This window comes from Micromonospora sp. NPDC005087, from assembly GCF_042872965.1.
Taxonomy (GTDB): Bacteria; Actinomycetota; Actinomycetes; order Mycobacteriales; family Micromonosporaceae; genus Micromonospora.
In genome coordinates, this window is record NZ_JBIALB010000003.1 from 506,618 (window position 1) to 529,977 (window position 23,360).

At 73.8% G+C, this 23,360-nt stretch carries 20 protein-coding genes and 2 pseudogenes; 13 read left to right on the forward strand and 9 right to left on the reverse strand.

Translation table 11 applies throughout. The features are described 5' to 3' along the window. The first annotated feature begins 71 nt into the window (after window positions 1-71). Window positions 72-1,310 (forward strand): low temperature requirement protein A, encoded by a 1,239-nt coding sequence (locus ACFYPS_RS10560; RefSeq protein ID WP_387323898.1) that lies wholly within the window; start codon window positions 72-74, stop codon window positions 1,308-1,310. A gap of 158 nt (window positions 1,311-1,468) precedes the next feature. Here the strand turns inward: ACFYPS_RS10560 and ACFYPS_RS10565 are convergent, their stop codons facing one another. The 3 genes from ACFYPS_RS10565 to ACFYPS_RS10575 form a co-directional block, all read right to left on the reverse strand. Then, on the reverse strand, window positions 1,469-3,295 hold the full coding sequence (locus ACFYPS_RS10565; RefSeq protein ID WP_354964971.1) for a long-chain fatty acid--CoA ligase: 1,827 nt from the start codon (window positions 3,293-3,295) through the stop codon (window positions 1,469-1,471). 137 nt (window positions 3,296-3,432) lie between these two features. Continuing rightward, a complete protein-coding gene (locus tag ACFYPS_RS10570) occupies window positions 3,433-4,308 on the reverse strand; it encodes a terpene synthase (RefSeq protein ID WP_354964970.1) in 876 nt (291 codons plus the stop codon). A gap of 200 nt (window positions 4,309-4,508) precedes the next feature. Continuing rightward, entirely contained in the window at window positions 4,509-5,135 is a 627-nt protein-coding gene (locus ACFYPS_RS10575; protein WP_354964969.1) for a TIGR03085 family metal-binding protein, read from the reverse strand. Window positions 5,136-5,309: 174 nt separating this feature from the next. On the opposite strand from ACFYPS_RS10575, the gene ACFYPS_RS10580 reads away from it, so the two are divergent. The 3 genes and pseudogenes from ACFYPS_RS10580 (at window position 5,310) to ACFYPS_RS10590 (ending at window position 9,826) form a co-directional block, all read left to right on the forward strand. Then, window positions 5,310-7,193: an ABC transporter ATP-binding protein gene (locus ACFYPS_RS10580; RefSeq protein WP_354964968.1), complete on the forward strand. Its 1,884-nt coding sequence runs from the start codon at window positions 5,310-5,312 to the stop codon at window positions 7,191-7,193. Then, a complete protein-coding gene (locus ACFYPS_RS10585) occupies window positions 7,190-8,977 on the forward strand; it encodes an ABC transporter ATP-binding protein (RefSeq protein ID WP_354964967.1) in 1,788 nt (595 codons plus the stop codon). The genes ACFYPS_RS10580 and ACFYPS_RS10585 overlap by 4 nt, the downstream gene beginning before the upstream one ends. 98 nt (window positions 8,978-9,075) lie before the next feature. Further along, window positions 9,076-9,826 (forward strand): annotated as a pseudogene (locus ACFYPS_RS10590) (DUF2470 domain-containing protein). A 24-nt stretch (window positions 9,827-9,850) separates the two neighbouring features. Here the strand turns inward: ACFYPS_RS10590 and ACFYPS_RS10595 are convergent. From ACFYPS_RS10595 to ACFYPS_RS10605, 3 genes are read right to left on the reverse strand one after another with little or no spacing between them, the layout of a single operon-like run. Beyond that, window positions 9,851-10,447: a TetR family transcriptional regulator gene (locus ACFYPS_RS10595; RefSeq protein WP_354964966.1), complete on the reverse strand. Its 597-nt coding sequence runs from the start codon at window positions 10,445-10,447 to the stop codon at window positions 9,851-9,853. Between the two features lie 24 nt (window positions 10,448-10,471). Beyond that, window positions 10,472-11,227 carry an ABC transporter permease gene (locus tag ACFYPS_RS10600; RefSeq protein WP_354964965.1) on the reverse strand — a complete coding sequence of 252 codons (756 nt, stop codon included), beginning with the start codon at window positions 11,225-11,227 and terminating at the stop codon, window positions 10,472-10,474. Window positions 11,228-11,282: 55 nt separating this feature from the next. Then, window positions 11,283-12,050, reverse strand: coding sequence for an ABC transporter ATP-binding protein (locus tag ACFYPS_RS10605; protein ID WP_354964964.1), 768 nt, complete (start codon window positions 12,048-12,050; stop codon window positions 11,283-11,285). Window positions 12,051-12,598: 548 nt separating this feature from the next. On the opposite strand from ACFYPS_RS10605, the pseudogene ACFYPS_RS10610 reads away from it, so the two are divergent. The 4 genes and pseudogenes from ACFYPS_RS10610 to ACFYPS_RS10625 all read left to right on the forward strand — a co-directional run. Next, window positions 12,599-12,922: pseudogene (locus tag ACFYPS_RS10610) on the forward strand (phosphoribosyl-AMP cyclohydrolase); the annotation flags it as partial. 180 nt (window positions 12,923-13,102) lie between these two features. Further along, window positions 13,103-13,537: a phosphoribosyl-AMP cyclohydrolase gene (hisI, locus tag ACFYPS_RS10615; RefSeq protein WP_354965121.1), complete on the forward strand. Its 435-nt coding sequence runs from the start codon at window positions 13,103-13,105 to the stop codon at window positions 13,535-13,537. Continuing rightward, complete coding sequence (locus tag ACFYPS_RS10620) at window positions 13,534-15,087, forward strand: anthranilate synthase component I (protein WP_354964963.1); 1,554 nt, start codon at window positions 13,534-13,536, stop codon at window positions 15,085-15,087. The genes hisI and ACFYPS_RS10620 overlap by 4 nt, the downstream gene beginning before the upstream one ends. 114 nt (window positions 15,088-15,201) lie before the next feature. Next, complete coding sequence (locus tag ACFYPS_RS10625) at window positions 15,202-15,795, forward strand: Trp biosynthesis-associated membrane protein (protein WP_354964962.1); 594 nt, start codon at window positions 15,202-15,204, stop codon at window positions 15,793-15,795. A 24-nt stretch (window positions 15,796-15,819) separates the two neighbouring features. Here the strand turns inward: ACFYPS_RS10625 and ACFYPS_RS10630 are convergent, their stop codons facing one another. Continuing rightward, a complete protein-coding gene (locus tag ACFYPS_RS10630; RefSeq protein ID WP_210911902.1) occupies window positions 15,820-16,089 on the reverse strand; it encodes a hypothetical protein in 270 nt (89 codons plus the stop codon). 428 nt (window positions 16,090-16,517) lie between these two features. On the opposite strand from ACFYPS_RS10630, the gene trpC reads away from it, so the two are divergent. The 3 genes from trpC to trpA are packed head-to-tail and all read left to right on the forward strand — an operon-like array spanning window position 16,518 to window position 19,402. Further along, window positions 16,518-17,321, forward strand: a complete 804-nt coding sequence (gene trpC, locus ACFYPS_RS10635) for an indole-3-glycerol phosphate synthase TrpC (RefSeq protein WP_354965120.1) — start codon at window positions 16,518-16,520, stop codon at window positions 17,319-17,321. A gap of 38 nt (window positions 17,322-17,359) precedes the next feature. Then, window positions 17,360-18,598 (forward strand): tryptophan synthase subunit beta, encoded by a 1,239-nt coding sequence (trpB, locus tag ACFYPS_RS10640; protein ID WP_354964961.1) that lies wholly within the window; start codon window positions 17,360-17,362, stop codon window positions 18,596-18,598. Next, window positions 18,599-19,402: a tryptophan synthase subunit alpha gene (trpA, locus tag ACFYPS_RS10645; protein ID WP_354964960.1), complete on the forward strand. Its 804-nt coding sequence runs from the start codon at window positions 18,599-18,601 to the stop codon at window positions 19,400-19,402. It begins immediately after the preceding gene. A gap of 71 nt (window positions 19,403-19,473) precedes the next feature. On the opposite strand, the gene ACFYPS_RS10650 is transcribed toward trpA, so the two are convergent. Further along, window positions 19,474-20,013: an NUDIX hydrolase gene (locus tag ACFYPS_RS10650; RefSeq protein WP_354964959.1), complete on the reverse strand. Its 540-nt coding sequence runs from the start codon at window positions 20,011-20,013 to the stop codon at window positions 19,474-19,476. Between the two features lie 102 nt (window positions 20,014-20,115). On the opposite strand from ACFYPS_RS10650, the gene lgt reads away from it, so the two are divergent. Then, the gene (gene lgt, locus ACFYPS_RS10655; RefSeq protein ID WP_354964958.1) at window positions 20,116-21,303 is read left to right on the forward strand and encodes a prolipoprotein diacylglyceryl transferase; all 1,188 of its coding nucleotides are present in this window, start codon (window positions 20,116-20,118) and stop codon (window positions 21,301-21,303) included. A 15-nt stretch (window positions 21,304-21,318) separates the two neighbouring features. Continuing rightward, window positions 21,319-22,506 carry an FAD-dependent monooxygenase gene (locus ACFYPS_RS10660; protein WP_354964957.1) on the forward strand — a complete coding sequence of 396 codons (1,188 nt, stop codon included), beginning with the start codon at window positions 21,319-21,321 and terminating at the stop codon, window positions 22,504-22,506. Between the two features lie 4 nt (window positions 22,507-22,510). On the opposite strand, the gene ACFYPS_RS10665 is transcribed toward ACFYPS_RS10660, so the two are convergent. Then, window positions 22,511-23,347, reverse strand: coding sequence for a GNAT family N-acetyltransferase (locus ACFYPS_RS10665; protein WP_354965119.1), 837 nt, complete (start codon window positions 23,345-23,347; stop codon window positions 22,511-22,513). Between the last annotated feature and the right edge of the window lie 13 nt (window positions 23,348-23,360).

Genomic DNA, 23,360 nt, shown 5'->3' on the forward strand with positions numbered 1-23,360 from the left:
CCGCCTGGACTGCGAGACTGTGCGCCGTGACGATTGGCGGTACGACGCGGCGGACGCCGCGGATGCGGGCGATGACCGAGGGCTCCACGGTGACCCCGCTGGAACTCTTCTTCGACCTGGTCTTCGTCTACGCGCTCACCCAGGTAACCGCGCTGATGGCGGACGACCTCACCGGTGCCGGCCTGCTGCGGGGCCTGCTGCTGCTGGCCCTGCTCTGGTGGTGCTGGTGCTGCTACGCCTGGCTGGGCAACACGGTGCGGGCCGACGAGGGCCTGGTGCGGGTGGTGCTGTTCGCCGTCATGGCCACCATGTTCGTGGTCGCGGTGACCATCCCGGAAGCCTTCGACGACCTTCCCGGCGGGCTCTCCGGCCCGGTGGTCTTCGCCGCCTGCTACCTGGTCGTCCGGGTGCTGCACCTGGTGCTCTACTACTTCGCGGCACGTGGTGACGCCGGGCTGCGCCGTCAACTGCTCCGCGCCGCCCTGCCGATGCTCGCCGGGGCGCTGCTGCTCTTCTCCGCCGCGGTGGTGCCGCAGCGGCTGACCGACTCACCACAGCAGGTCGACACGATCCGCACGGCTCTCTGGGTGCTCGCACTCGCTGTCGACTACGGCGGGATCATGGCGATCGGGGCGCGGGGCTGGCAGATCTTCTCCGCCGCCCACTGGACCGAACGGCACGGCCTGATCATCATCATCGCGTTCGGCGAGTCGCTGGTGGCCATCGGCGTGGGGGTCACCGCGCTGCCCATCTCCTGGCCGATCATCGTCGCCTCGGTGCTGGCCATCATGGTCACCGCCGCGCTCTGGTGGGCGTACTTCGACGTGGTGTCGATCGCCGCCGAGCGGGTGCTCCACCGGGCCGAGGGCGCCGCCCGCGCCGCGCTGGGCCGCGACTCCTACACCTACCTGCACCTGCCCATGGTGGCCGGCATCATCCTGCTCGCCCTCGGCTTCAAGAAGGTGCTGTCGTACGTGGGGGACGGCACCGAGCACGAGCTGAGCGACCCGCTGCACGGGCTGGGACTGCTGGCCCTCTACGGCGGCGTGATCCTCTACCTGCTGGGCCACCTCGGCTTCCGGCTGCGCAACATGGCCTCGGTCAACTGGCCTCGGGTGGCGACGATGCTGCTGCTGGTGGCGCTGCTGCCGGTGGCCGACCACCTGCCGGCGCTGGCCGCGCTGGGCCTGCTGGCCGCCGTCTGCGTCGGAATGGTGGTCGCCGAGGTGCGGCTGTTCGGCGCTGCCCGCCGCGAGCTGCGGGACTCCTTCCTCGCGGAGCACGGCGCGGGCGCGGCTCCGGGCGACTGACCGGAGCAGGCGGCGCGGGTGGGTGGCGGAACACAGCGGTGCACGGCACCGGTCGCGGCGGCCGGCCAGACGCACCGGCGGGCTGCGCACCCGTGAACGCCGGCAGCCCCGAGACCTGATCGGTGCGGGGCCGCCGGCGGTCGAGCTCAGGGCTCGTCTCAGAGTTCGGCGAGGGTGCCGGCGTACATCTTGTCGATCTCGGCGGCGAAGTTGCTCTCCACACCGCGCCGCTTGATCTTCAACGACGGGGTGATCTCGCCGTCCTCGATGGTCAGGTCGCGCGGCAGGATCGCCACCTTCTTGATCGTCTCCCAGCGGTTGAGCTTGGCGTTGAGCTGGGCGACGTACTCCTCGACCATCGCCTTGGCCTCGGGCGAGGTGACGATGGCCGAGTAGTCGCGGCCCTCCAGCGGGCCGCCGGCCACCCACCCCCGGATCGCGTCCGGGTCCAGCGTGACCAGCATCGTGCAGAAGTTGCGGGCCTGCCCGACGACGACCGCCTGCGAGGTGTACGGGCAGATCGCCTTGAACATCCCCTCGATGTGCGAGGGCGCGATGTACTTGCCGCCCGAGGTCTTGACCAGGTCCTTCTTCCGGTCGGTGATCCGCAGGTAGCCCTGCTCGTCGAGGCTGCCGATGTCGCCGGTGCGGAAGAACCCGTCCTCGGTGAACGCGGCGGCGGTCTCCTCCGGCAGGTTGTGGTAGCCGCGCATCACCGGCCGGCCGCGGACCAGGATCTCCCCGTCGGTGTCGATCCGGCACTCCAGGTCGCCCATCGCCCGGCCCACCGTGCCGATCCGCAGCCCGGAGGGCGGGTTGACGAAGTTGCCGGCGCTCGTCTCGGTCAGGCCGTAGCCCTCGGAGATCGGCAGGTTGGCGGCGGCGAAGAAGGTGGCGATCTCCGGGCTGAGCGGAGCCGCGCCGGAGACCAGGACCCGCATCCGGCCGCCCAGGCGGGCCTGGAGCTTGCTGAACACCAGCTTCTCGGCCAACCCGTAGCGCAGCTTCAGCCCGGCGGGCACCGGCTTGCCGGCCTGCTCCAGGGTCACCTTCTCCTTGCCGACCCGGACGCCCCAGGCGAAGATCTTCGCCTTCGCGCCGCCGGCGCCCTGCGCGGTGGTCACCGCCTTGTTGTAGACCTTCTCGAACACCCGGGGAGCGCCGCACATCAGCGTCGGCCGGATCACCGAGAGCAGGTCGACCAGCTTGTCCACCCGCCCGTCGACGTAGGTGGGCAGGCCCACGTGGATGGCGCCGCAGAGCAGCGTCTTGCCGAACGAGTGGGCCAGCGGCAGCCACAGGTACTGCAGGTCGTCGTCGCGGAGCAGCCCGACCTCGGCCTGCGCCACGGCCTCCCAGCACCAGCCGCCGTGCAGCAGTTCGACGCCCTTGGGCCGGCCGGTGGTGCCGGAGGTGTAGATCAGGGTGGCCAGGTGCTCCGGACCGATGCCGGCCACGAGCATGTCGATCAGATCCGGCTCGGCGGCCAGCGCGCGGGCGCCCCGCTCCTCCAAATCGGCGAGGGTGAGCTGGGGGACTGCGGCGGTCTCGTCGGCGGCGCCGTCGAGGAGCACCACGTGGGTCAGCGCGGGCAGGTCGGCACCGGCGATCTTGGCGGCCTGGGCCGGGTTCTCCGCGAAGAGCACCTTCGAGCCGGAGTCGGCGATGATGTAGGTCGCGTCCGCCGGCTCGGTGGTCGGGTAGACGGTGGTGGTCGACCCGCCGGCGCACATGATGCCGAGGTCGGCGATCACCCAGTCCAGGCGGGTGTTGGCGAGGATCGCGACGGGATCCTCCTGGCCGACGCCCAGGCCGTGCAGGCCGGCGGCGACCGCCTTGGCGCGCTGGCCGACCTGCTCCCAGGTCAGCCAGACCGGGCCCGACTCGTCGGGGGCCGGGTAAGCGAACGCGTGCCGGTCGGGGGTGGCCGCCACGCGCTTGAGGAACATGTCCGGGATGGAGCGGTACGGGACATCGAGAGCCATCGCTGTAGCCGCCTTCGGGGGTGGTGGCGTGACGATCGTCACGTCATAGTGGTTACCGAAGGGTATTGCCTGTCGCCGGGCATCGGCTAGCCCCGGTGATCGTCCGGGCCCCCCGTCCCGCCATCCGGTACGCCGGATCAGGCGTAACGGGCGGCCACCAGTGACCAGTCGTAGGTTGCCCGGATCCAGTTGCGCCGGGCGGCGAGCGCCGGGCGCAACCCCTCGTCCCCGCTGGCGAGCAGCGTGTCCTCCGCGGTCAGGTACGCCGTCAGCCCCTGGTTGAACCGGTCGGCCGCGGCCCGCAGCGCGCCCGGTTCGTCCGTGCCGGTCTCCTGGGCGATCACGGTCACCAGGTTGTGCGCGTCCGGGTCGGCCCGGCTCTCCTTGCCGTAGGAGAAGAGGTCGTTGCACCAGCAGACCAGGTCCACCGCCAGCAGGTCCAGGGCGGCCAGCGCCGGGTCGGCGTGCCGGCTCGGCTCGGGCGGCTCCTCCGACGCCAGGTCGGTCAAGGTGAGGCAGGGGTGCACGCCGCCGATGTGTCGGCGCAGTTGGACGTACTCCGCGACCTCGGGAACCCGTCGGCGCTCCCGGTTGGTCGCCTCCCAGAGCAGCGCCAACAGGTACTCCCGTACCTGGCTGACGAACCGCAGCAGCAGTGTCGGGCGGTCGTGCAGCCGGGTCCGGCGGCACAGGTCGTGCAGCGCGTCACCCAGCGGCCCCGCGGTCGGCGGCACGACGTCGGGGTCACCGCACCGGTCCAGCACGTCGAGAAGGGTGCCGATCGCCGGCGCCAGCCGGCCCGGGTCGGCGCCGAGGCCGTCCTCGTCGCAGGCGTCGTCCATCACGAAGAGCCAGGAGATCAGGTCGGTGAGCAGCCGCAGCCCGTCCGCCGACCCGTCGGGGGAGGCTCGCCCGGCCAGGCCGGCGGCGTCCGCCCGCTGCAGCCGATGGACCCGATGGCTGGAATCGATCAGCCCGAACGCGCGCGCCCACTCGACGCTCTCGTCCGCCACTCGATCCGTGGCCTCGTGGCGCCCTACGGGAAACGGGGGCTCCCGCAGCGCCGAGATCGCGAAAGTCCGCACAATGTGCCCCCACTCGTGCCGCCCCGGCGCGGAACGGCGCGGTGAAGCGTACGGGAGCAGGGATCGTTATGCGTCGCTGGGCGCGATGCTTTCCACGAGCGAGGTCGTGACCGTTTAGGTGCAGAGAGTTACAATCCCAGGCTGGCGTTGCGGAGCAGTCGCGCGGACGCCGCCGAGCCGTCCAACTGGACGCGGGCCACCCGCTGCCGGCCGGAAAGGAACAGGGTCAACTCGGCCGGGGCGCCGACCACCCGCAGCCGCTCGCCGCCGCGGCCGACGGAGATCTCGCCGTACCCCGGCGCCTGTACGTAGAGGTCCGCCGGAAAGCGGCGCAGAGCCAGTCGGGCCAGCGGGGCGGCCCGCCTCCACAGCGCGGCCTGCAGGCCGGGCGGCAGCTCGCGCGGCAGCCACCCCGACCCGGCCCGCCGCACGTCCTCGTGGTGGATGAAGAACTCCAGCATGTTGGCCAGTTCGTCGGTCACCGGGTTGCTGACCGGGCTCCACACCGGTGGTCGGCGCACCTGCGCCACCAGGTCGGCGTAGGGCCGGGCGGCAAGACGGCGCCGGACCCGTTCGGCGTACCCGCGCAGCGGGGCCAGCAAAATCCCGCCGGCCGCGTCCGGGCGGCGCTCCCGCAGCACCAGGTGCGCGGCGAGATCGCGGGTCGCCCAGCCCTCGTTGATCGTCGGCGCGTCCGGCCCGAGGGCCAGCAGAAGATCCGCCAGCGCCTCGCGCTCGGCTCGGGCGTACCGCATTGCCCGATCGTAGGCCCACGGGCCCGTCGGCGCCCGCCGGCGGACGCCCGGTCGGCAGAACCGATCTCGTCGCCCTCGGATACGTGATGGTCGACATATGCGGTCCGAGTCGGCAGGGGTGGTCCTGACCGGTAAGGATGAGGGAGATAATGATGGCTTACGGCGGGGGAGAGCGTGGCGAGCAAGACAAGTCGGGATGTGCTCGGCCGGGGGCTGGGGGTTCTCCGGCAGGCGATCCGGGAGCAGCCACGGATCTTCACGGTGGCGGTGGTCGGCAGCGTGCTGTTCGGCTCGATGGTCATCGTCAGCGCGTACGTGGTCGGCGGGGTCGTCGGCGACGTGGTGGTGCCGGCCATCGCGCGGGGCGAGGTGGCCACCGGCAGCCTGGCACTGGCCGCGATCGCCCTGTTCGGCATCAGCGTGCTGCGGGTGGTGGGCATCTTCGGCCGCCGGCTCGGCGCCGGTTACATGCAGTACCGCCTCCAGGCCGCGTACCGCCGCCGGGTCACCCGTCGCTACCTGGACCTGCCGCTGTCCTGGCACCACCGCAACGCCACCGGCACCCTGCTCTCCAACGCCAACTCGGACGTCGAGGCGGCCTGGTATCCGATCGCGCCGCTGCCCTTCGCGGTCGGCACCCTGGTGATGCTGGTCGGCGCGATCGTCTCGCTGTTCGCCACCGACTGGGCGCTGGCCCTGGTCGGCCTCGCGGTCTTCCCCGCGCTGTTCGCGCTCAACGTGGTCTACTCCCGCCGGATGGCGCCCAGGCAGGCCCGGGCGCAGCGGCTGCGCGCCGAGGTCAGCGGCATCGCTCACGAGAGCTTCGACGGCGCCCTGGTGGTCAAGACGATGGGCCGGGAGGCGCAGGAGACCGCCCGATTCGCCGGCCGGGCCGGTGAGCTGCGCGACGCGCTGATCTCGGTCGGCCGGCTGCGCGGCGTCTTCGATCCGCTGCTGGAGACGCTGCCCAGCCTCGGCACCCTGGCCGTGCTGGTGGTCGGGGCGTTCCGGCTGCGCCAGGGCGCGATCAGCGTCACCGAGCTGGTCAGCGTGGCCTTCCTCTTCACCGTGCTGGCCTTTCCGGTGCGGGCCATCGGCTGGGTGCTGGCCGAGCTGCCGCGCAGCGTCGCCGGCTGGGACCGGGTCCGCCGGGTGCTCGACGCCACCGGCGAGATGCCGTACGGGCGGCGGGTGCTCGACCCGGCCACCTCGGGCCCGGCCACCCTCAGCTTCACCGACGTGCACTTCTCCTACCCGCCGGCCGAGGCGCACCAGCCCGGCGTGCAGGTGCTCGGCGAGGTGGGCTTCACGGTGCCCGCCGGACGGACGGTGGCCCTGGTGGGGCCGACCGGCGCCGGGAAGTCCACCATCGCCTCGCTGGCGGTGCGCCTGGTCGACCCGGACGCCGGCATCGTCACGCTGGACGGCGTGGACATGCGCGAGCTGACCGCCGCGTCGCTGGCCGGCACGGTCGCCCTGGTCGCCCAGGTGCCGTTCGTCTTCGACGACACGGTCCGCGCCAACATCGCCCTCGACCGGCCGGGCATCGACGACGAGGACGTCTGGGCGGCACTGCGGCTGGCCGAGGCGGACGGGTTCGTCGCGGCGCTGCCGGAGGGTCTGGACACGATGGTCGGTGAGCGGGGCACCTCGCTCTCCGGCGGGCAGCGGCAGCGGCTCACCCTGGCCCGCGCGCTGGCCGGCCGGCCGCGCCTGCTGGTGCTCGACGACGCGACGAGCGCGGTGGACCCCCGGGTGGAGGCGGCCATCCTGGCCGGGCTGCGCTCGTCGGCGGGTGAGCCCGGCGTGCCGGCGGCGTCGATCCTGGTGGTGGCGTACCGCCGGGCCACCATCGCACTGGCCGACGAGGTCATCTACGTGGAGCAGGGGCGGGTGATCGCGCGGGGCACGCACAGCGAGCTGTTGGCCACCGTGCCCGGCTACGCCGACCTGGTCACCGCCTACGAGCAGGCGGAGGTCGACCGCGCGCAGGAGCGTCCGTACGAGGACGAGGTCGCGCCGCTGCCCTCGGGCCTGGAAATCGAGGTGGACCGGTGACGACAACGGCGAGTACTGATGAGCGGGACGAGCGGGTCGAGACGACCTGGCAGACCCTGCGGCGAGGGTTGTCGCTCTCGCCGGAGCTGCGGACCGGGCTGGCGGGCACCCTGGCCCTGGCGCTGGTCTACATGGTGGGCCGGGTGGCCGTGCCGGTCGCCGTGCAGCAGGGCATCGACCGCGGCATCGTCGGCGGTCTGAACCTGAACTTGGTCTGGTCGGTGGTGGTGATCACCGCCGCGATCCTCACGGTGACCACGCTCTGCGGCTACCTGATGATGCGCCGGTTGTTCACGGTCAGTGAGACGGCGCTGGCCAACGTGCGGACGAGGGCGTTCCGGCACGTGCACGACCTGTCGATGCTGCACCAGCAGTCGGAGCGGCGCGGCTCGCTGGTCTCGCGGGTGACCAGCGACGTCGACCAGATCACCCAGTTCCTCCAGTGGGGTGGGGTGATCCTGCTGGTCAACCTCGGCCAGCTGGTGGTCACCACGATCGTCATGCTGGCGTACTCCTGGCAGTTGACCCTGGTGGTGCTGGTGGCGTTCCTGCCGGCGGTGTTCATCATCCGGCAGTTGCAGCGTCGCCTCGGCGCGGCGTACGCGACGGTGCGTCAGCGCACCGGCACGCTGCTCGGCGCGATCGGCGAGAGCGTGGTGGGCGCGCCGGTGATCCGGGCGTACGGCATCGCGGGGCGCACCGCGCGGCGGCTGGACGACGCGATCGACAGCCAGCGCCTGGCGCAGCAGCGGGCGATCCGGATCAGCATCGTGGGCAGCTCGGTCGGCGAGCTCGCCGCCGGGGTGGCGCTGGCTGGCGTGGTGGTGCTCGGGGTGACGCTGGGGGTGGACGGCACGCTGTCGATCGGCCAGCTGACCGCGTTCCTCTTCCTGGTGACGCTCTTCATCCAGCCGGTGCAGATCGCCACCGAGGTGCTCAACGAGGCGCAGAACGCGATCGCGGGCTGGCGCCGGGTGCTCGACGTGCTGGACGTCGCCCCGGACGTGGCTGACCCGGGGGAGCAGGGGCGGGAGCTGCCGGGCGGGCCGCTGGACATCAGGTTCGCCGGGGTGCGGTTCGCCTATCCGGGCGGTCCTCCGGTGCTGCACGACATCGACCTGGACATCCCGGCGAAGAGCCGGGTGGCGGTGGTCGGCGAGACCGGCAGCGGCAAGACCACCTTCGCCAAGCTGCTGACCCGGTTGATGGATCCGTCGGCGGGCGCCGTGCTGCTGTCCGGGGTGCCGCTGGCGGAGGTCCGGTTCGACTCGCTGCGCTCGCGTGTGGTGATGGTCCCGCAGGACGGGTTCCTCTTCGACGCGACGGTGGGGAACAACGTCCGGTTCGCCCGGCCGGAGTTGACCGACGAGCAGCTCAGCGTCGCCTTCACGGAGCTGGGCCTGGCGGACTGGTTGGACGGCCTGCCGGCCGGCCTGGACACGCCGGTCGGCGAGCGCGGTGAGGCGCTCAGCGTCGGGGAACGGCAGCTGGTCGCGCTGGCGCGGGCGTACGTGGCCGACCCGGACCTGCTGGTGCTGGACGAGGCGACCAGCGCGGTGGACCCGGCGACCGAGGTGCGCCTGCAACGCACTCTGGACGCGGTCACCCGAGGTCGGACCACCCTGGCCATCGCGCACCGGCTCTCCACGGCGCAGGCCGCCGACGAGGTGATCGTGGTGGATCGGGGGCGGGTCGTGCAGCGCGGCCCGCACGACGAGCTGGTCCGCGACGCCGACTCGGTCTACGGCCTGCTCTACGCCTCCTGGCTGGAGCAGACCCGGTAACGGAGCGGTACCCACCTGCGGCTTGATGGCTGGACGCCGCCGGCCGGGTGCTCTACGCTCCGGGTTAGGTAAGCCTAACCTCTGAAGGAGGTCGCGCCATGCGGCCCAGCCCCGCCGAGATCGTTCGTACCCTCGTCGCCGGCCGGCTGCCCGGTCTCGTCCACCTGGCCCACCGGCCGGGCCCGCACCACGCCCGGCACGTGACCGACGCGGACGGTCGGGTGCTGCTGCTGGTCCCGGTGGCCAGCCACCTGGCCGCCGCGCTGCGGCCGGCCGCCGGGGGCAGCGACGTCGCGGTGGTGCTCGACGTGCTCGACCTGCCGCCCGCCGCCGGCGCACCGGGGCTGGGACGGGCCTGGGTCTCCGGCTGGGCAGCCGAGCTGCATGGCGCCGAGGCCCGCCGCGCGGCGGTCGACTTCGCCGCGGTGGAGCCGACCGGCGACCTGCTCGACCTGGGGCGTCCGGTTCCGGCTGTTCCGCTTCGAGGTGGTCGAGGTCCGCTGGGAACGCGCCGGCGTCGTGCAGCGGATCGACCCGGGGGAGTACGCCGAGGCCGAGCCGGACCCGGTGCATCCGGTCGAGGCGCGGCTGCTGGCCGACCTCACGGAGCGCGACGCCGGCCAGGTGGCCGCGTACCTGCGCCGGCAGCTCGGGTTGACCGAGCAGACCCCGGACGGGCCGCCCCGGGTGGTGCGCATCGACCGCTACGGGCTGGTGGTCGCTCTCGGCCGCCCCGGCGCCCGGCGGCGGGTCCGGCTCGCCTTCCCGTGCCCGGTGGCCGACCCGGACGATCTGGTCCGGCTGCTGCCGCCGCTGCGCCACCGTGCCGAGGTCCGCCCGCCGGGCTGACCACTCGCCGGAAGCGCTGACGGTCTAGCTCGGCAGCGGCCCGGTCAGGTAGCGCTGCACGGTCGGGCCGATGGCCGCGACCAGCGTCTCCGGGTCGGCGGAGGCGACCGGCTCCAGCCGGATCACGTGCCGCATCATGCCCAGCCCGATCAGCTGGGTGGCGACCAGCGAGCCGCGTAGCGGCAGCTCGGTCGGCTCGACGTCGAGCTGGTCGATCACCCGGCGCAGCACCTGCGTCGTGATGAACTCACGCAGCAGTCGGGCCGTCCACTCGTTGCTCACCGCGGAGCGCAGCAGGGCCACCCCGGCGCTGCCGGCCGGCGAGTCCCAGACGCCGAGGAAGGTGCGGACCAGCCGTACGCCGATGCCGTCCTGGCCGCCCGCGAGCACCTTCGGCACCACCTCTCCCGGGTCGACCGGGAAGTTCATCGCGGCCAGGAAGAGCTGGTCCTTGCTGCCGAAGTAGTGGTGCACCAGCGCCGGGTCCACCCCGGCGGTGCCGGCGATGGCGCGGATCGAGGCGGCGTCGAAGCCGCGCTCGGCGAACGCCGCCCGCGCCGCGTCGAGGATCGCCTCGCGGGTGCCCTGATTGCCGGGTCGCCGGCCGGTCCGCCGCGCCATCGCCGCCCTTCGTTCGCCCGCCGGTCAGCCGCTGCGCCGGCGCAGGGTGGCCGCCGCGAGCACCAGCGCCAGCACCACCGCGCCGAGCACCACCACCACGTCCCGCCACATCGTCCCGGTCGGCTCGGCGTTGGCGCCGACCTCCTGCAACGCCTCGACGGCGTACGACAGGGGGAAGGCGTCGCTGAGCGCCTGGAGCCAGCCGGCCATCTCGTCGCGGGCCACGAACAGCCCGCAGAGCAGCAGCTGGGGGATCACCACGACCGGCAGGAACTGTACTGCCTGGAACTCGGTGCGGGCGAAGGCGCTGCAGAACAGCCCGAGGGCGACGCCGAGCACGGCGTCGATCACGGCGATCCCGATCACCAGCCCGCTGCTGCCGGCGGTGTCCAGGTCGAAGATCCAGTACGCCACCCCGGCGGCGACGGCGGCCTGCGCGGCGGCGGCCAACCCGAACGCGATGCCGTAGCCGAAGAGCAGGTCGAGCTTGCCCAGCGGGGTGGTGAGCAGTCGCTCCAGGGTGCCGGAGGTGCGCTCGCGGAGCATGGCGATGCTGGTCACCAGGAACATGATCACGAACGGGAAGATGCCGAGCATCACCAGCGCGACCCGGTCGAACGTCGACGGCTGCCCGGGCGGGGTCGGCTGGTCGGCGTACATGAAGTAGACCAGGGTGAGCAGGGCGGACGGCACCGCCACGAGCAGCGCGATGGTGCGCCGGTCGTGCCGGAGCTGGCGCAGGATGCGGCCTGTGGTGGCCGCCAGGATCCGCGGGTTCATGACATGCCTCCAGTTCGCGGCCGCGGGACCCGCGGGCCGGGTGCTCTCCTCGCGTTCACGACGCGTCCCGTCCGGCCGTGGCGTCGGCGGGGCCCGCCGCCTCCGCGGGACCCGGCTCGCCGGCCCGGATCAGCCGCAGGAACGCCTCGTCGAGGTCGTCCACGCCAGCGGCGGCGCGGATCGCGGCCGGGCTGTCGTCGGCGATCAGCCGGCCCTCCCGGATCAGCAGCAGCCGGTCGCAGCGGGCCGCTTCGTCCATCACGTGGCTGGACACCAGCAGGGTGGTGCCCGTGGCGGCCATCGCGTGGAACCGGGCCCACAGGTCGGCCCGCAGCACCGGGTCCTGACCGACGGTGGGCTCGTCGAGGATGACCAGCTCGGGCTCGCCGACGAGGGCGCAGGCCAGGGACGCCCGGCTGCGCTGGCCGCCGGACAGGGTGCCGACCAACTGGCCGGCCGCCCGGGCCAGCCCGACGTCGCTGATCGCCTGGTCCGCCTCGGCGCGACCCCGCCCGTGCAGGGCCGCGAAGTATCGGGCGTTCTCCCGCACGGTCAGGTCGGCGTAGATGCTCGGCGCCTGGGTCAGGTAGCCCACCTGGTGCCGCAGCGCGGGCGAGCCGGCCGGCTGGCCCAGCACGGTGACCGTCCCCCCGGTGACCACCTGCACCCCGACGACCGCGCGCATGAGCGTCGTCTTGCCGCTGCCACTGGGGCCGAGCAGCCCGGTCACGGCACCGCGCGGGACGGTGCAGCTGATGCCGTCCAGCACCCGCCGCCCGCCCCGGTCGACCTTCAGGTCGCGGACCGCTATCGCGTCGTCCATCACGTACCTCCGGGGAAACTCATCATCTGTTGAACTCAACGCTAGATGAGATACCGGCGCCGGCGCAACGATCGACTCCCGCGTATCGCCGCGCCGAGTGTGAGAACGGGCAGTAGCCCCCGGACCGGACATCAGGTCCGGCAACGGGCATTGCGCACCGATGGGGCGTACGGCACGATGACGCCGTGGATCACGCTCCGTTACCGGACAGCGGGTTTCTCGAGGACTGGGCCGCGCGGTTGCGGCAGGCGGCCGAGCGACCTGTCGTCGGCATCCTCCTGCGCGGAAGTCACGCCCGGCGGGCCGCCACCGCGCACAGCGACGTCGACCTCGACGTGCTGGTCGGCGGCGCCCCGTACGAGGCCCGCAGGGCGTACCTGGCCGAGTCCGCGGGCCGGCTCACCCACGTCTCGGTGGCCGCGCGGGACGTCCGCTCCTGGGTGCACCGGCTGGGTGAGCCGGCCGACTGGGCATTCGGGCTGCCGGTCACCGCACCGGCGCGACTGCTCTGGGCCGACCCGTACTGGCGGCGCCGAATCGACCTTCCGGTGCTCTGCCAGCCCGCCGAACCGCCCCGGCTGGAGGAGCTGATCGCCACGCTGGGTAAGGCTGCCGCCGCCCGGGCCGCCGACGACCGCCTCGGGGTCCGGCTCGCCGTGGCCGACCTGGCCCGGCTCTGCCCCTCCGTGCTGCGCCCGGCCAACCCGTCGGTACGGGTGTTCTCCCGCCGGGCGGCCTTCGCGGCGGCCCTGGAGCTGCCGGTCGCCCCGCCCCGCTACCGGGACGACATGCTGCTCTGCCTCGGGCTGCGTCCGGGCTCCACCGGGCAGCTCTGGGCGGCCGCCGTGCGACTGGTCGCCGGAACGCTGCCGCTGATCCGCCCGTACGCCGAGCAGATCGCCGAAGCGGCCGGCAGCGACCTGGCCGACGCCCTGGTCGACGGCCGGCTGGACCGTTACGTCGCTCAGCTGGCCCGGCCCTCCAGCCACCCGCCGCAGCCTCGGCGGGAGCCGTCGCTGGTACCCGCGCCGCGTGCGGGACAATGGGTCACTGTGCCCGTACCTGACGCGCCGGTGACCGGCGTCCCCAGCGATCCGACCGGCCCGACGGCGCCCGTGCCGGCCTGCCCGTCCCAGCTCGACCCGGCCATCGCGGCCCGCCTGCGCCGCACCGCCGACGGCCTGGTCGCGGCCGTGGTCCGCGCGCACGACACCGGCGAGGTGCTGATGGTCGCCTGGATGGACGACGAGGCGCTGCACCGCACCCTCACCACCGGCCGGGCCACGTACTGGTCGCGCAGCCGGCGCGAGTACTGGGTCAAGGGCGCCACCTCCGGGCACCACCAGTACGTCCGCTCGGTGGCGCTGGACTGCGACGGGGACGCGCTGCTGGTCAGCGTGGACCAGGTCGGCGCCGCCTGCCACACCGGACACCGGACGTGCTTCTTCACCGAGCTGCCCGTCACCGGTTCCGAGGCACGCGCATGACCGACGGCGCGGTGAGCCCCGACCTGGCCACCTTCACCGAGCTGGCCGCCCACTGGCGGGTCGTGCCGGTCACCCGGCGGCTGCTGGCCGACGCGGAGACCCCGGTCGGGGTCTACCGCAAGCTGGCCGGCGGGCCCGGCACCTTCCTGCTCGAATCCGCCGAGCAGGGCGTCGGCTCCGCCGGCATGGCCTGGTCGCGGTACTCGTTCATCGGGGTACGCAGCAGCGCCACGCTGGTCGCGCGGGACGGCGTGGCGAGCTGGCTCGGCCAACCGCCGGCCGGGCTGCCCACCGATGGTGATCCGGTGCGGGTGCTGCGGGAGACCGTCGCGGCTCTGGCCGGCCCTTCCGGCGACCCGTCCAGCGGCCTGCCGCCGCTGACCGGCGGCATGGTCGGCTACCTCGGCTACGACCTCGTCCGCCGCTTCGAGCGGCTGCCCGAGCTGACCGAGGACGACCTGGGCGTGCCGGAGCTGGGCATGATGCTCGCCACCGACCTGGTGGTGCTCGACCACTACGACGGTTCGGCCCTCCTGGTCGCGAACGCGGTGCTGCCGCCGATGGACGCTCCGGGCCGCGCCGCGGAGGTCACCGCCGCGTACCACCACGCGGTGGGCCGGCTGGACGCGATGACGACCGCGCTGTCCCGGCCCATCCCGCCGATGATCTCCACCGTCGAGCGCCCGCCGGCCGGTGAGGTGCTCTGCCGCACCCCGGACGGGGGCTACCCGAAGGCGGTGGAGGCGGCCAAGGAGGCGATCCGGGCCGGCGAGTGCTTCCAGATCGTGCTTTCCCAGCGCTTCGAGCGGTCGACGCACGCCGATCCGCTGGACGTGTACCGGGTGCTGCGCACCAGCAACCCCAGCCCGTACATGTACCTGCTGCGCTTCGACGGTTTCGACATCGTCGGTTCGTCGCCGGAGGCGCACCTGAAGGTCACCGGCGGTGCGGACGGGCGGCGCCGGGCGCTCCTGCACCCGATCGCCGGCACCCGGCCGCGCGGCGGCACGCCGGCCGCCGACGCCGGGCTCGCCGCCGAACTCCTCGCCGACCCGAAGGAGCGCGCCGAGCACGTGATGCTGGTCGACCTCGGCCGCAACGACCTGGGCCGGGTCTGCCAGCCGGGCAGCGTGGAGGTGCCCGAGTTCGCCACCATCGAGCGGTACAGCCACGTGATGCACATCGTCTCCACCGTGACCGGCACGCTGCGTGACGATCGCACCGCGTTCGACGCGCTCGCCGCGACGTTCCCGGCCGGCACGCTCTCCGGTGCGCCGAAGGTGCGGGCCATGGAGATCATCGAGGAGCTGGAGCCGGTCCGCCGCGGCCTCTACGGGGGCACGGTCGGCTACTTCGGCTTCGGCGGCGACCTGGACATGGCGATCGCCATCCGGACCGCGTTGATCCGTGACGGCCGGGCCTACGTGCAGGCCGGCGCGGGGGTGGTCGCCGACTCGGACCCGGCCGCGGAGGACCAGGAGACCCGCAACAAGGCCGCCGCCGTGCTGGCCGCGATCGCGGCCGCCGAGACGTTGCGGCCGGCCCGGTGAGCGCGAGGAGTGCAGCGCAGCGGAGCCCCGCAGTCGCGAACGAAAGGTGGGCCCGGTGAGCGCGAGGAGTGCAGCGCAGCGGAGCCCCGCAGTCGCGAACGAAAGGTGGGCCCGATGACCGGCCCGACGCAACCGCCGGACCGGGCCGTGGCGGGTCGGCGTCAGCTGACGTACGCCGTGCTGCTCTGCCTGGCCGGCGCCGGCCTGGCGCTGTGGGCGTCGACCCGGAGCTGGTCGGTTGAGCTGACCGCCCGCCCGGCGCCGCTGCCGCCGGTCCGCGACGCCCGTAGCGGCGCTGCTCTGCTGCCGTGGCTGCCGGCGCTGGCCCTGGTCACGCTGGCCGGCGCGGGCGCGGTGCTGGCCACTCGCGGCCGGGCGCGGCGGCTGCTGGGCGTTCTGCTCGGCGCGCTCGGTCTGGCCGTGGCGGCCGGCGGCGGGTACGGGCTGGTCACCGGCCTCGACGGCGTGGTTAGCCGGCAGTGGCCGGCGCTCTGTCTGCTCGGCGGCCTGCTGGCCGTGGCGGGTGGCGGGTGGACCGCGCTGCGGGGCGGCGGCTGGCCGGCGATGGGCGCCCGGTACGAGCGGCCGGCGCGGACCAGCACGCAGGGCCCGCCTCCGGAGGCCGGACCGGCCGGACCGATGGCCGGGCGGCGAACCACCGAGGCGTGGGACGCGCTGGACCGGGGCGAGGACCCCACGGCCGGCTGACCTGACGGCCGGTGTGGCCGGGCGTCAGCCGACCGGCTGACGCTCCCGCTGCTGGCGGCGGGCGGCGGCGCGGGCGGCGGTCAGCTCGGCCACCAGCCGGTCCAGTTCGGCGCGCTGGTCGGCGCGGGCCCGGTCGGCGCAGACCGCCTCCCAGGCGTTGCCGCGCGCGGTCCGCATCCGCCCCTCGCCGACCACGGCCCGTTCAAGTGTGTGCACCACCCCCACGGCGAGCGATGCCACCGTCCGAGAGAGGGTGGTCAGCCCGATGCTCGGGGTCGGCTCGGAAATGCTCATGGTCACCTCGCACGAGGAGTTGGCGACGGTCGGGCAGGCGCGGCATCGAGTCTGCCTGAGGACGATGCTGGCCGGCTGACGTTTCGCCGGAGTGACCGCCCGGTCAACTGTCCCGCCTCGGCCGTGACCAGGCACCGGCCGTTCGGCCTTGAGCTTGCTCACAGCATCGACAATTATCATTGTTGTCGCTGGTCGGGTGGCATGATCGATGGATTGACGCCGGAGGTGGCGCTGAGTGACATCCCCTTCACGGCAAGTCGGCCATTATGCCGCAGGCCTTTTCGTGAGCAGCGCCATACCCCCGGCTCCCGGCTCAGGTCGGCTGCCCCTAGCATCGGCCCATGACACCCGGAGAGGGGAGTCCGATGGTGACTGATGAGCATGCGCACGCGGAGGGGGACGACGCCGGTCAGGCAGCGTCCGTAAGCGTGCTCGACGAGATCCTGGCTGGCGTACGCGAGGACGTCGCCCGGCGCCAGGAACAGGTTCCGCTGGAGCGGATCCGTGAACTGGCTGCGGCGGCGCCGCCGCCGCTGGACGCGTACGCTGCGCTGCGCAAGCCCGGCGTCGCGGTGATCGCCGAGGTGAAGCGCTCCTCGCCGTCCAGGGGCCGCCTGGCCGAGATCGCCGATCCGGCCGACCTCGCCGTCGACTACGCCTCCGGCGGAGCGCGGGCGATCAGCGTGCTCACCGAGGGCCGCTGGTTCGGCGGCTCGCTGGACGACCTGGCGGCCGTCCGGGCCGCGGTCTCCGTGCCGGTGCTGCGCAAGGACTTCGTGGTCTCCAGCTACCAGGTGCACGAGGCGCGCGCGCACGGCGCCGACCTGGTCCTGCTGATCGTCGCCGCGCTAGAGCAGAACGTGCTGATGGGCCTGCTGGAGCGGATCGAGTCGCTGGGCATGACGGCGCTGGTCGAGGTGCACGACGAGGAGGAGGCCGACCGGGCCCTGGAGGCCGGCGCGCAGGTGATCGGGGTCAACGCCCGTGACCTGCGTACCCTGGAGGTCGACCGGTCGGTGTTCGAGCGGATCGCGCCCGGCCTGCCCAGCAGCGTCGTCAAGATCGCCGAATCTGGCGTCCGCGGCCCGCACGACCTGATCCGGTACGCCTCCGCCGGCGCCGACGCGGTCCTGGTCGGTGAGGGCCTGGTCACGCAGAAGAGCCCCCGGGAGGCGGTGGCCGAGCTGGTCAACGCCGGCAATCACCCGGCAACGCCCCGGCCGGTGCGCTGACCTCGCACCGGTCTGACGCCCCACCGAGAGGATGTCCGATGAGCAGCGACGCGCTGGCCCCGGCGGCCGGTACGCAGCCCGACTCCGCCGGCCACTTCGGCCGCTTCGGCGGTCGATTCGTGCCTGAGGCCCTGGTGGCCGCGCTGGACGAGCTCAACGAGGCGTGGCGCACGGCGATGGCGGACGAGTCCTTCCGGGCCGAGTTCGGCGCGCTGCTGCGCGACTACGCCGGTACCCCGTCGCTGCTCTACGAGGCCCGGCGGTTCTCCGCGAAGGTCGGCGCGCGGGTGCTGCTCAAGCGCGAGGACCTCAACCACACCGGGGCGCACAAGGTGCGCAACGTGCTCGGCCAGGCGCTGCTCACCAAGCGGATGGGCAAGACCCGGGTGATCGCGGAGACCGGCGCGGGCCAGCACGGCGTGGCCACCGCGACGGCCGCCGCCCTGTTCGACCTGGAGTGCGTGGTCTACATGGGCCAGGTCGACACCGAGCGGCAGGCGCTCAACGTGGCCCGGATGCGGATGCTGGGCGCCACCGTCATCCCGGTCACCACCGGCTCGCGCACCCTGAAGGACGCGATGAACGAGGCGATGCGCGACTGGGTGGCCAACGTCGACGAGACGCACTACCTGATCGGCACGGCCGCCGGGCCGCACCCGTTCCCGGCGATGGTCCGCGACTTCGTCCGCGGCATCGGCGACGAGGCCCGCCAGCAGTGCCTGGACCTCACCGGCGCCCTGCCGGACGCGGTCACCGCCTGCGTCGGTGGCGGTTCCAACGCCCTGGGCATCTTCCACGCCTTCGTGGGCGATGAGGACGTGCGGCTGTACGGCTTCGAGGCCGGCGGCGACGGGGTGGCCACCGGCCGCCACGCGGCCAGCATCACCGGCGGCTCTGCGGGTGTGCTGCACGGCACCCGCACCTACGTGCTGCAGGACGCCGACGGGCAGACGCAGGAGTCGCATTCGATCTCCGCCGGGCTGGACTACCCGGGCGTCGGGCCCGAGCACGCCTGGCTGCACGACACCGGCCGGGCCAGCTACCAGCCGGTCACGGACGACGAGGCGATGGCCGCGTTCGAGCTGCTCTGCCGCACCGAGGGGATCATCCCGGCGATCGAGAGCGCACACGCGCTCGCCGGCACCGTCACCCTGGCCCCGAAGCTCGCCGCCGAGCTGGGCCGGGCGCCCACCATCGTGGTCAACCTCTCCGGGCGGGGCGACAAGGACGTGCACACCGCCGGTGACTACTTCGGCATCCTCGACAAGGAGCGGTGAATGAGCCGGATCGGGGTGGCCTTCGACAAGGCACGAGCCGACGGGCGGGCCCTGCTGGTCGGCTGCATGCCGGCCGGGTTTCCGACCGTCGAGGGCAGCATCGCGGCGATGACCGCGATGGTCGAGGCCGGCGTCGACGTCATCGAGGTGGAGATTCCATACTCCGACCCGGTGATGGACGGGCCGGTCATCCAGAAGGCCAGTGACATCGCGCTGGCCGGTGGGGTACGCACCGCGGACACGCTGCGGATCGTCGAGGCGGTCGCGGCCACCGGCGCCCCGGTGGTCACGATGACCTACTGGAACCCGGTCGAGCGCTACGGCGTGGACGCGTTCGCCCGCGATCTCGCCGCCGCCGGCGGGACGGGCCTGATCACCCCGGACCTCATCCCCGACGAGGCGGACGAGTGGCTGGCCGCCTCGGACGCACACGGGTTGGACCGCACCTTCCTGGTCTCGCCGTCGTCCACCGACGCCCGCCTGGAGATGACCGTGCGGCACTGCCGGGGCTTCGTCTACGCCACCGCTGTGATGGGTGTGACCGGGGCTCGGGCGCAGACCTCCGACGCCGCCCCGACGCTCGTCTCCCGGGTACGCGCGGTCACCGACCTGCCGGTCGGTGTCGGTCTGGGCGTGGGCACCGGTGCGCAGGCCGGCACCGTCGCCGGGTACGCCGACGGAGTGATCGTCGGCAGCGCGCTGGTCCGCTGCGTGCTCGATGCGCCCTCCGAGGCCGACGGACTGACCGCCCTGCGCACCCTGAGCGCCGAGCTCGCCGAGGGCGTCCGCACACCCACCCGTTGACCGCTGGGCGGCCTCACATGAGTGACGCCTCCCGGGCAGGTGACCACGGGTTACCTCGCGCTCCGGAGCGGTCAGGGCCGAAGTGACGGGTCCGTCGCCGCCTCGCCACGTTGCTCCGGTGGCTGCCCCACGACCGGCCGTCCGTCGTGGCCGGGCACTGGCTGGCCGTCGTGGCCGCGCAGCACGCCGGAGAGGCCGGCGGCCGCGTCGGTGACGGCGGCCCGGGTGAGTGGGGTGACCGACTCGGGCAGCGCGGCGGGGGCGTGCCAGGACAGCCGGCAACCCGGCGGCGGGTCGGCGACCGGTCGGACCTCGGCCGCGCGGGCCCGGAACACGTGCACCAGGACGTCCGGCAGCGGCCCGGCGCGCCCGGCCGGCTTGCTCGCCGCGGGACTGGTCAGGTGGTAGACGCCGACGAGGTCGAGCAGCTCGATCTCCCAGCCGGTCTCCGCGCGAATGTCCCGCAGCGCCGCCTGGACCGGGCTCTCCGCCGGGCGCAACCGCCCACCGGGCAGCGCGTACCGGCGATCGCCCCGGCCCTGCCGGCAAAGCAGCACCCGGCCGGCGTCGTCGGTGACGACTGCGGCGACCGCCCAGGTGAGCGTGCTCATGGACAAAGAGCGTACGGCGGTGCAAACCAGAAGTCACCGAGATGCGGGCGCAGCCGGCCCGGGGTGCCGCTTCGGGGGTGCGCAGCGGTAGCGTGTGCACCCGTGACCCTCGCCTCGCTGTCCCCCCAGGCGGCCCTGCCCAGTCCCAGCACCGCGGTCTGGCAGCTCGGGCCGGTGCCGATCCGGGCGTACGCACTGTGCATCATCCTCGGCATCGTGCTGGCCTGCTGGGTGACCGAGCGTCGCCTGCGTCAGCGCGGCGTCGCGCCGGGAGCGGTGCTCGACATCGCCGTCTGGGCGGTGCCCACGGGCATCATCGGCGCCCGGATCTACCACGTGATCACCTCCCCCGAGAAGTACTTCGGGGCCGGCGGTGACCCGATGAAGGCGTTCGCCATCTGGGAGGGCGGTCTCGGCATCTGGGGCGCGGTCGCCGGTGGCGCCATCGGCGCCTGGATCGCGGCCCGGCAGCTCGGGATCCCGTTCGGCGTGGTGGCCGACGCGCTGGCCCCCGGGCTGCCACTGGCCCAGGCGGTCGGCCGGTTCGGCAACTGGTTCAACAACGAGCTGTTCGGCGCCCGGACCACCCTGCCGTGGGGCCTGAAGATCCACCGGATGGACCCGGACAACCCGGGGCACGCGCTGCGCGACGACGCCGGCCAACCGATCCTCGAACCGGGCCTGTACCAGCCGACCTTCCTCTACGAGGCGCTGTGGAACCTCGGCGTGGTCGCTCTGGTCCTCGTCCTCGACCGGCGGCTGAAGCTCGGCCGGGGCCGGGCGTTCGCGCTCTACGTGATGGGTTACACCGCGGGCCGGTTCTGGATCGAGCTGATGCGCACCGACGAGGCGAACCAGATCCTCGGCGTACGGCTCAACGTGTGGACGGCCGCCCTGGTCTTCCTCGGCGCGTTGATCTACTTCGTGCGGGTCCGCGGCCCCCGGGAGTACCTGATCCCGCTCGGTGCGGCGGCGACGCCGACCCCGCCCACCACGTCCGACCTGTCCCAGGTCGACCTCTCCGAGCGGGAGACGGCGGCCCGCGCCGCCGCGCCGGAGGGTTACCGCGTGGTCAGCGAGGAGCAGTACCAGGCCTGGCGGGACAGCGGCGTCGTGCCGCCCGAGCCGGCCGCCGAGGGCGACGACCGGCCCGACGACGGCGAGCCGCTCGGCGGGGCGGTGCCCGGCGACGAGCCGCCGGTCGACGACCAGACGGCGGACGGTACGCCGGAACCCCGCGACGACCGGGCCGACGCCGCGGGCGCGCGCCCCGCCGACCGGGACAGCTGAGCGGGGGCGGCACCGATGCGAAGCGCGGTGGTCGTCGGCGCCGGGGTCGGTGGCCTCGCGGTCTCCGGCGCGCTGGCCCGCTCCGGCTGGCAGGTCACCCTGCTGGAACGCGCCGAGCGCGTCCGCCCCGAGCCGACCGCCGTGGTGCTCTGGCCCAACGGTGTCCGCGCCCTGCAGGCCCTCGGTCTCGGCGCTGGCCTGGCCGCGATCGCCACGCCGTTGCCCGACGGCGGGGTCCGGCGCCCGGACGGGCACTGGCTGGTGCAGCCCCGGCCCATCCCGGCCGACCGGATGCCGGTTGTGGTGCACCGCGAAGACCTGCACGACGCGTTGATCGCCGGGCTCGGCGACCGGGTCGAACTCCGCACCGGCGTGACCGTGCGCCACGTCCGGGCCGAGCCGGGCGAGCGCCCGGCCGTCGGCGACGGACGGCACACCATCGAGGCGGACCTGGTCATCGCCGCCGACGGCACGGACAGCGGCATCCGCCGCCAACTCGCCCCCGAATCCCGGGTCGTCAGCTCCGGCTGCGCCGCCTGGCGGGCCGTCATTCCCTGGTACCGGGCACCCCGCCTGCCCGCCGACCAGCCGCTCGCCGGCGAGGTTCTCGGCGCGGGCTACCGGTTCGTGGCCACCTCGCTCGGTGAGCGCGGCTCCTCGGGCGGATCCACCCGGGGCGGCATCTACTGGGTGGCCACCGCCGCCGGCGCGCCCCGCCCCGAGCCGCCGGAGACCCAGCTCGCCCTGCTGCGCCGCTGGTACGCCGGCTGGCCGGAGCCGATCGGCGCGTTGCTCGACGCCACCGACCCGGCGGACCTGGTCCAGCAGGAGGTCCGCGAGCTGCGCCCGCTGCCCCGCGCGTACGGCTTCCCGGCCGGGCCGGGCGGGGTGGTGCTGCTCGGCGACGCGGCGCACGCCATGCCGCCGCACCTCGGCCAGGGCGCCTGCCTCGCCTTCGAGGACGCCGCCACGCTCGCCTCCCTGCTGCGCGAGGCACGGCTGCCCGACGCCGTTCAGGCGTACGACCGGGTGCGCCGCCCCCGGACGGCGACCGTGGTCCGGCAGACCCGGCGGATGTCGGCGGTGCTCCAGACCCGGGGCCGGCTGGCGCTGCGCGCCCGGGACGCCGCCCTCGGCACGATCAACTCGCGGTTGCTCTCCAGCGCCGCGGCCTCCGCCGCCCAGTGGCGGCCACCCGCCTGATCCGTCAGGGGATGAGCGCGGTGGGCTCGGCGATGCAGGCGGTGCCGATTCGACGGAAGCCGACCCGCAGGTAGACCCGGGCGATCTCCTCGCTGCCGGCGGAGAGGAAGACCAGGTCGGTGCCCGCCGCGAGCAGCTCCCGGGCGATGGTGGCGGTCAGCGCGGCGCCCAGCCCGCGCCGCCGGGCGGCCGGCAGGGTGGCCACCCCGGCGATCTCGGCGACGTCGTCCACCCGCATCGCCATGCCGCCGGCCAGAGCGCCCTCGGTCGGCGTGCCGGCCAGCGCGGAGATCCGCCGGCCGTCGGCGACCCTGGTCCGTTCCTCGTCCAGCGCGGCCAGCTCCAGCTCACTGATCGCGGCGTCCCGCTCGGCCGGGCCGGCGTCGCCCGACGCGGTGCCTGCGGCGGCGAACGACACCGCGGCGACCGCCCGCCGGGCGGCCACGTCGGCGGCGAAGCCGGGTGAGTCCGCCGCCAGCACCCGCACCGGTACGTCGGAGAGCGTCGCCGGGTCGGGCAGCGCGGCCGGGTCGAGCACCATCAACGGCGCCTCCAGCACGCTCAGCCCCGCCGAGCGGGCCACCGCCAGCAGCTCCGGGGTCGTCTCGTGCACCCACTCGAACGCTTCCGGCAGGCCCAGCTCCCGCTGCCGTTCACGGACCGAGGTGATGTCGGCCAGCGACGGCGGCTCGGTCGCGTCGAGCCGGGGCCGGGCGTAGAACGGCCAACCGGCGCCGTCGCGGACGAACAACGCCAGACCGCCATGCTCCTGCACAGCCGCGACGTCGCGGGGCACCGCGTCGTAGAAGCGTTCCAACCGGCCGAAGATGTCCTTGTGCAGCGGATCCACCGCG

Excerpts from the sequence above, each read along its gene's own strand:
- ACFYPS_RS10560 (WP_387323898.1), top strand. The coding sequence starts at position 72 with ATGACCGAGGGCTCCACGGTGACCCCGCTGGAACTCTTCTTCGACCTG.
- ACFYPS_RS10565 (WP_354964971.1), bottom strand. The coding sequence starts at position 3,295 with ATGGCTCTCGATGTCCCGTACCGCTCCATCCCGGACATGTTCCTCAAG.
- ACFYPS_RS10575 (WP_354964969.1), bottom strand. The coding sequence starts at position 5,135 with ATGCGGTACGCCCGAGCCGAGCGCGAGGCGCTGGCGGATCTTCTGCTG.
- ACFYPS_RS10595 (WP_354964966.1), bottom strand. The coding sequence starts at position 10,447 with ATGGCGCGGCGGACCGGCCGGCGACCCGGCAATCAGGGCACCCGCGAG.
- ACFYPS_RS10600 (WP_354964965.1), bottom strand. The coding sequence starts at position 11,227 with ATGAACCCGCGGATCCTGGCGGCCACCACAGGCCGCATCCTGCGCCAG.
- ACFYPS_RS10605 (WP_354964964.1), bottom strand. The coding sequence starts at position 12,050 with ATGGACGACGCGATAGCGGTCCGCGACCTGAAGGTCGACCGGGGCGGG.
- ACFYPS_RS10620 (WP_354964963.1), top strand. The coding sequence starts at position 13,534 with ATGACCGACGGCGCGGTGAGCCCCGACCTGGCCACCTTCACCGAGCTG.
- ACFYPS_RS10625 (WP_354964962.1), top strand. The coding sequence starts at position 15,202 with ATGACCGGCCCGACGCAACCGCCGGACCGGGCCGTGGCGGGTCGGCGT.
- ACFYPS_RS10630 (WP_210911902.1), bottom strand. The coding sequence starts at position 16,089 with ATGAGCATTTCCGAGCCGACCCCGAGCATCGGGCTGACCACCCTCTCT.
- trpB (WP_354964961.1), top strand. The coding sequence starts at position 17,360 with ATGAGCAGCGACGCGCTGGCCCCGGCGGCCGGTACGCAGCCCGACTCC.
- trpA (WP_354964960.1), top strand. The coding sequence starts at position 18,599 with ATGAGCCGGATCGGGGTGGCCTTCGACAAGGCACGAGCCGACGGGCGG.
- ACFYPS_RS10650 (WP_354964959.1), bottom strand. The coding sequence starts at position 20,013 with ATGAGCACGCTCACCTGGGCGGTCGCCGCAGTCGTCACCGACGACGCC.
- ACFYPS_RS10660 (WP_354964957.1), top strand. The coding sequence starts at position 21,319 with ATGCGAAGCGCGGTGGTCGTCGGCGCCGGGGTCGGTGGCCTCGCGGTC.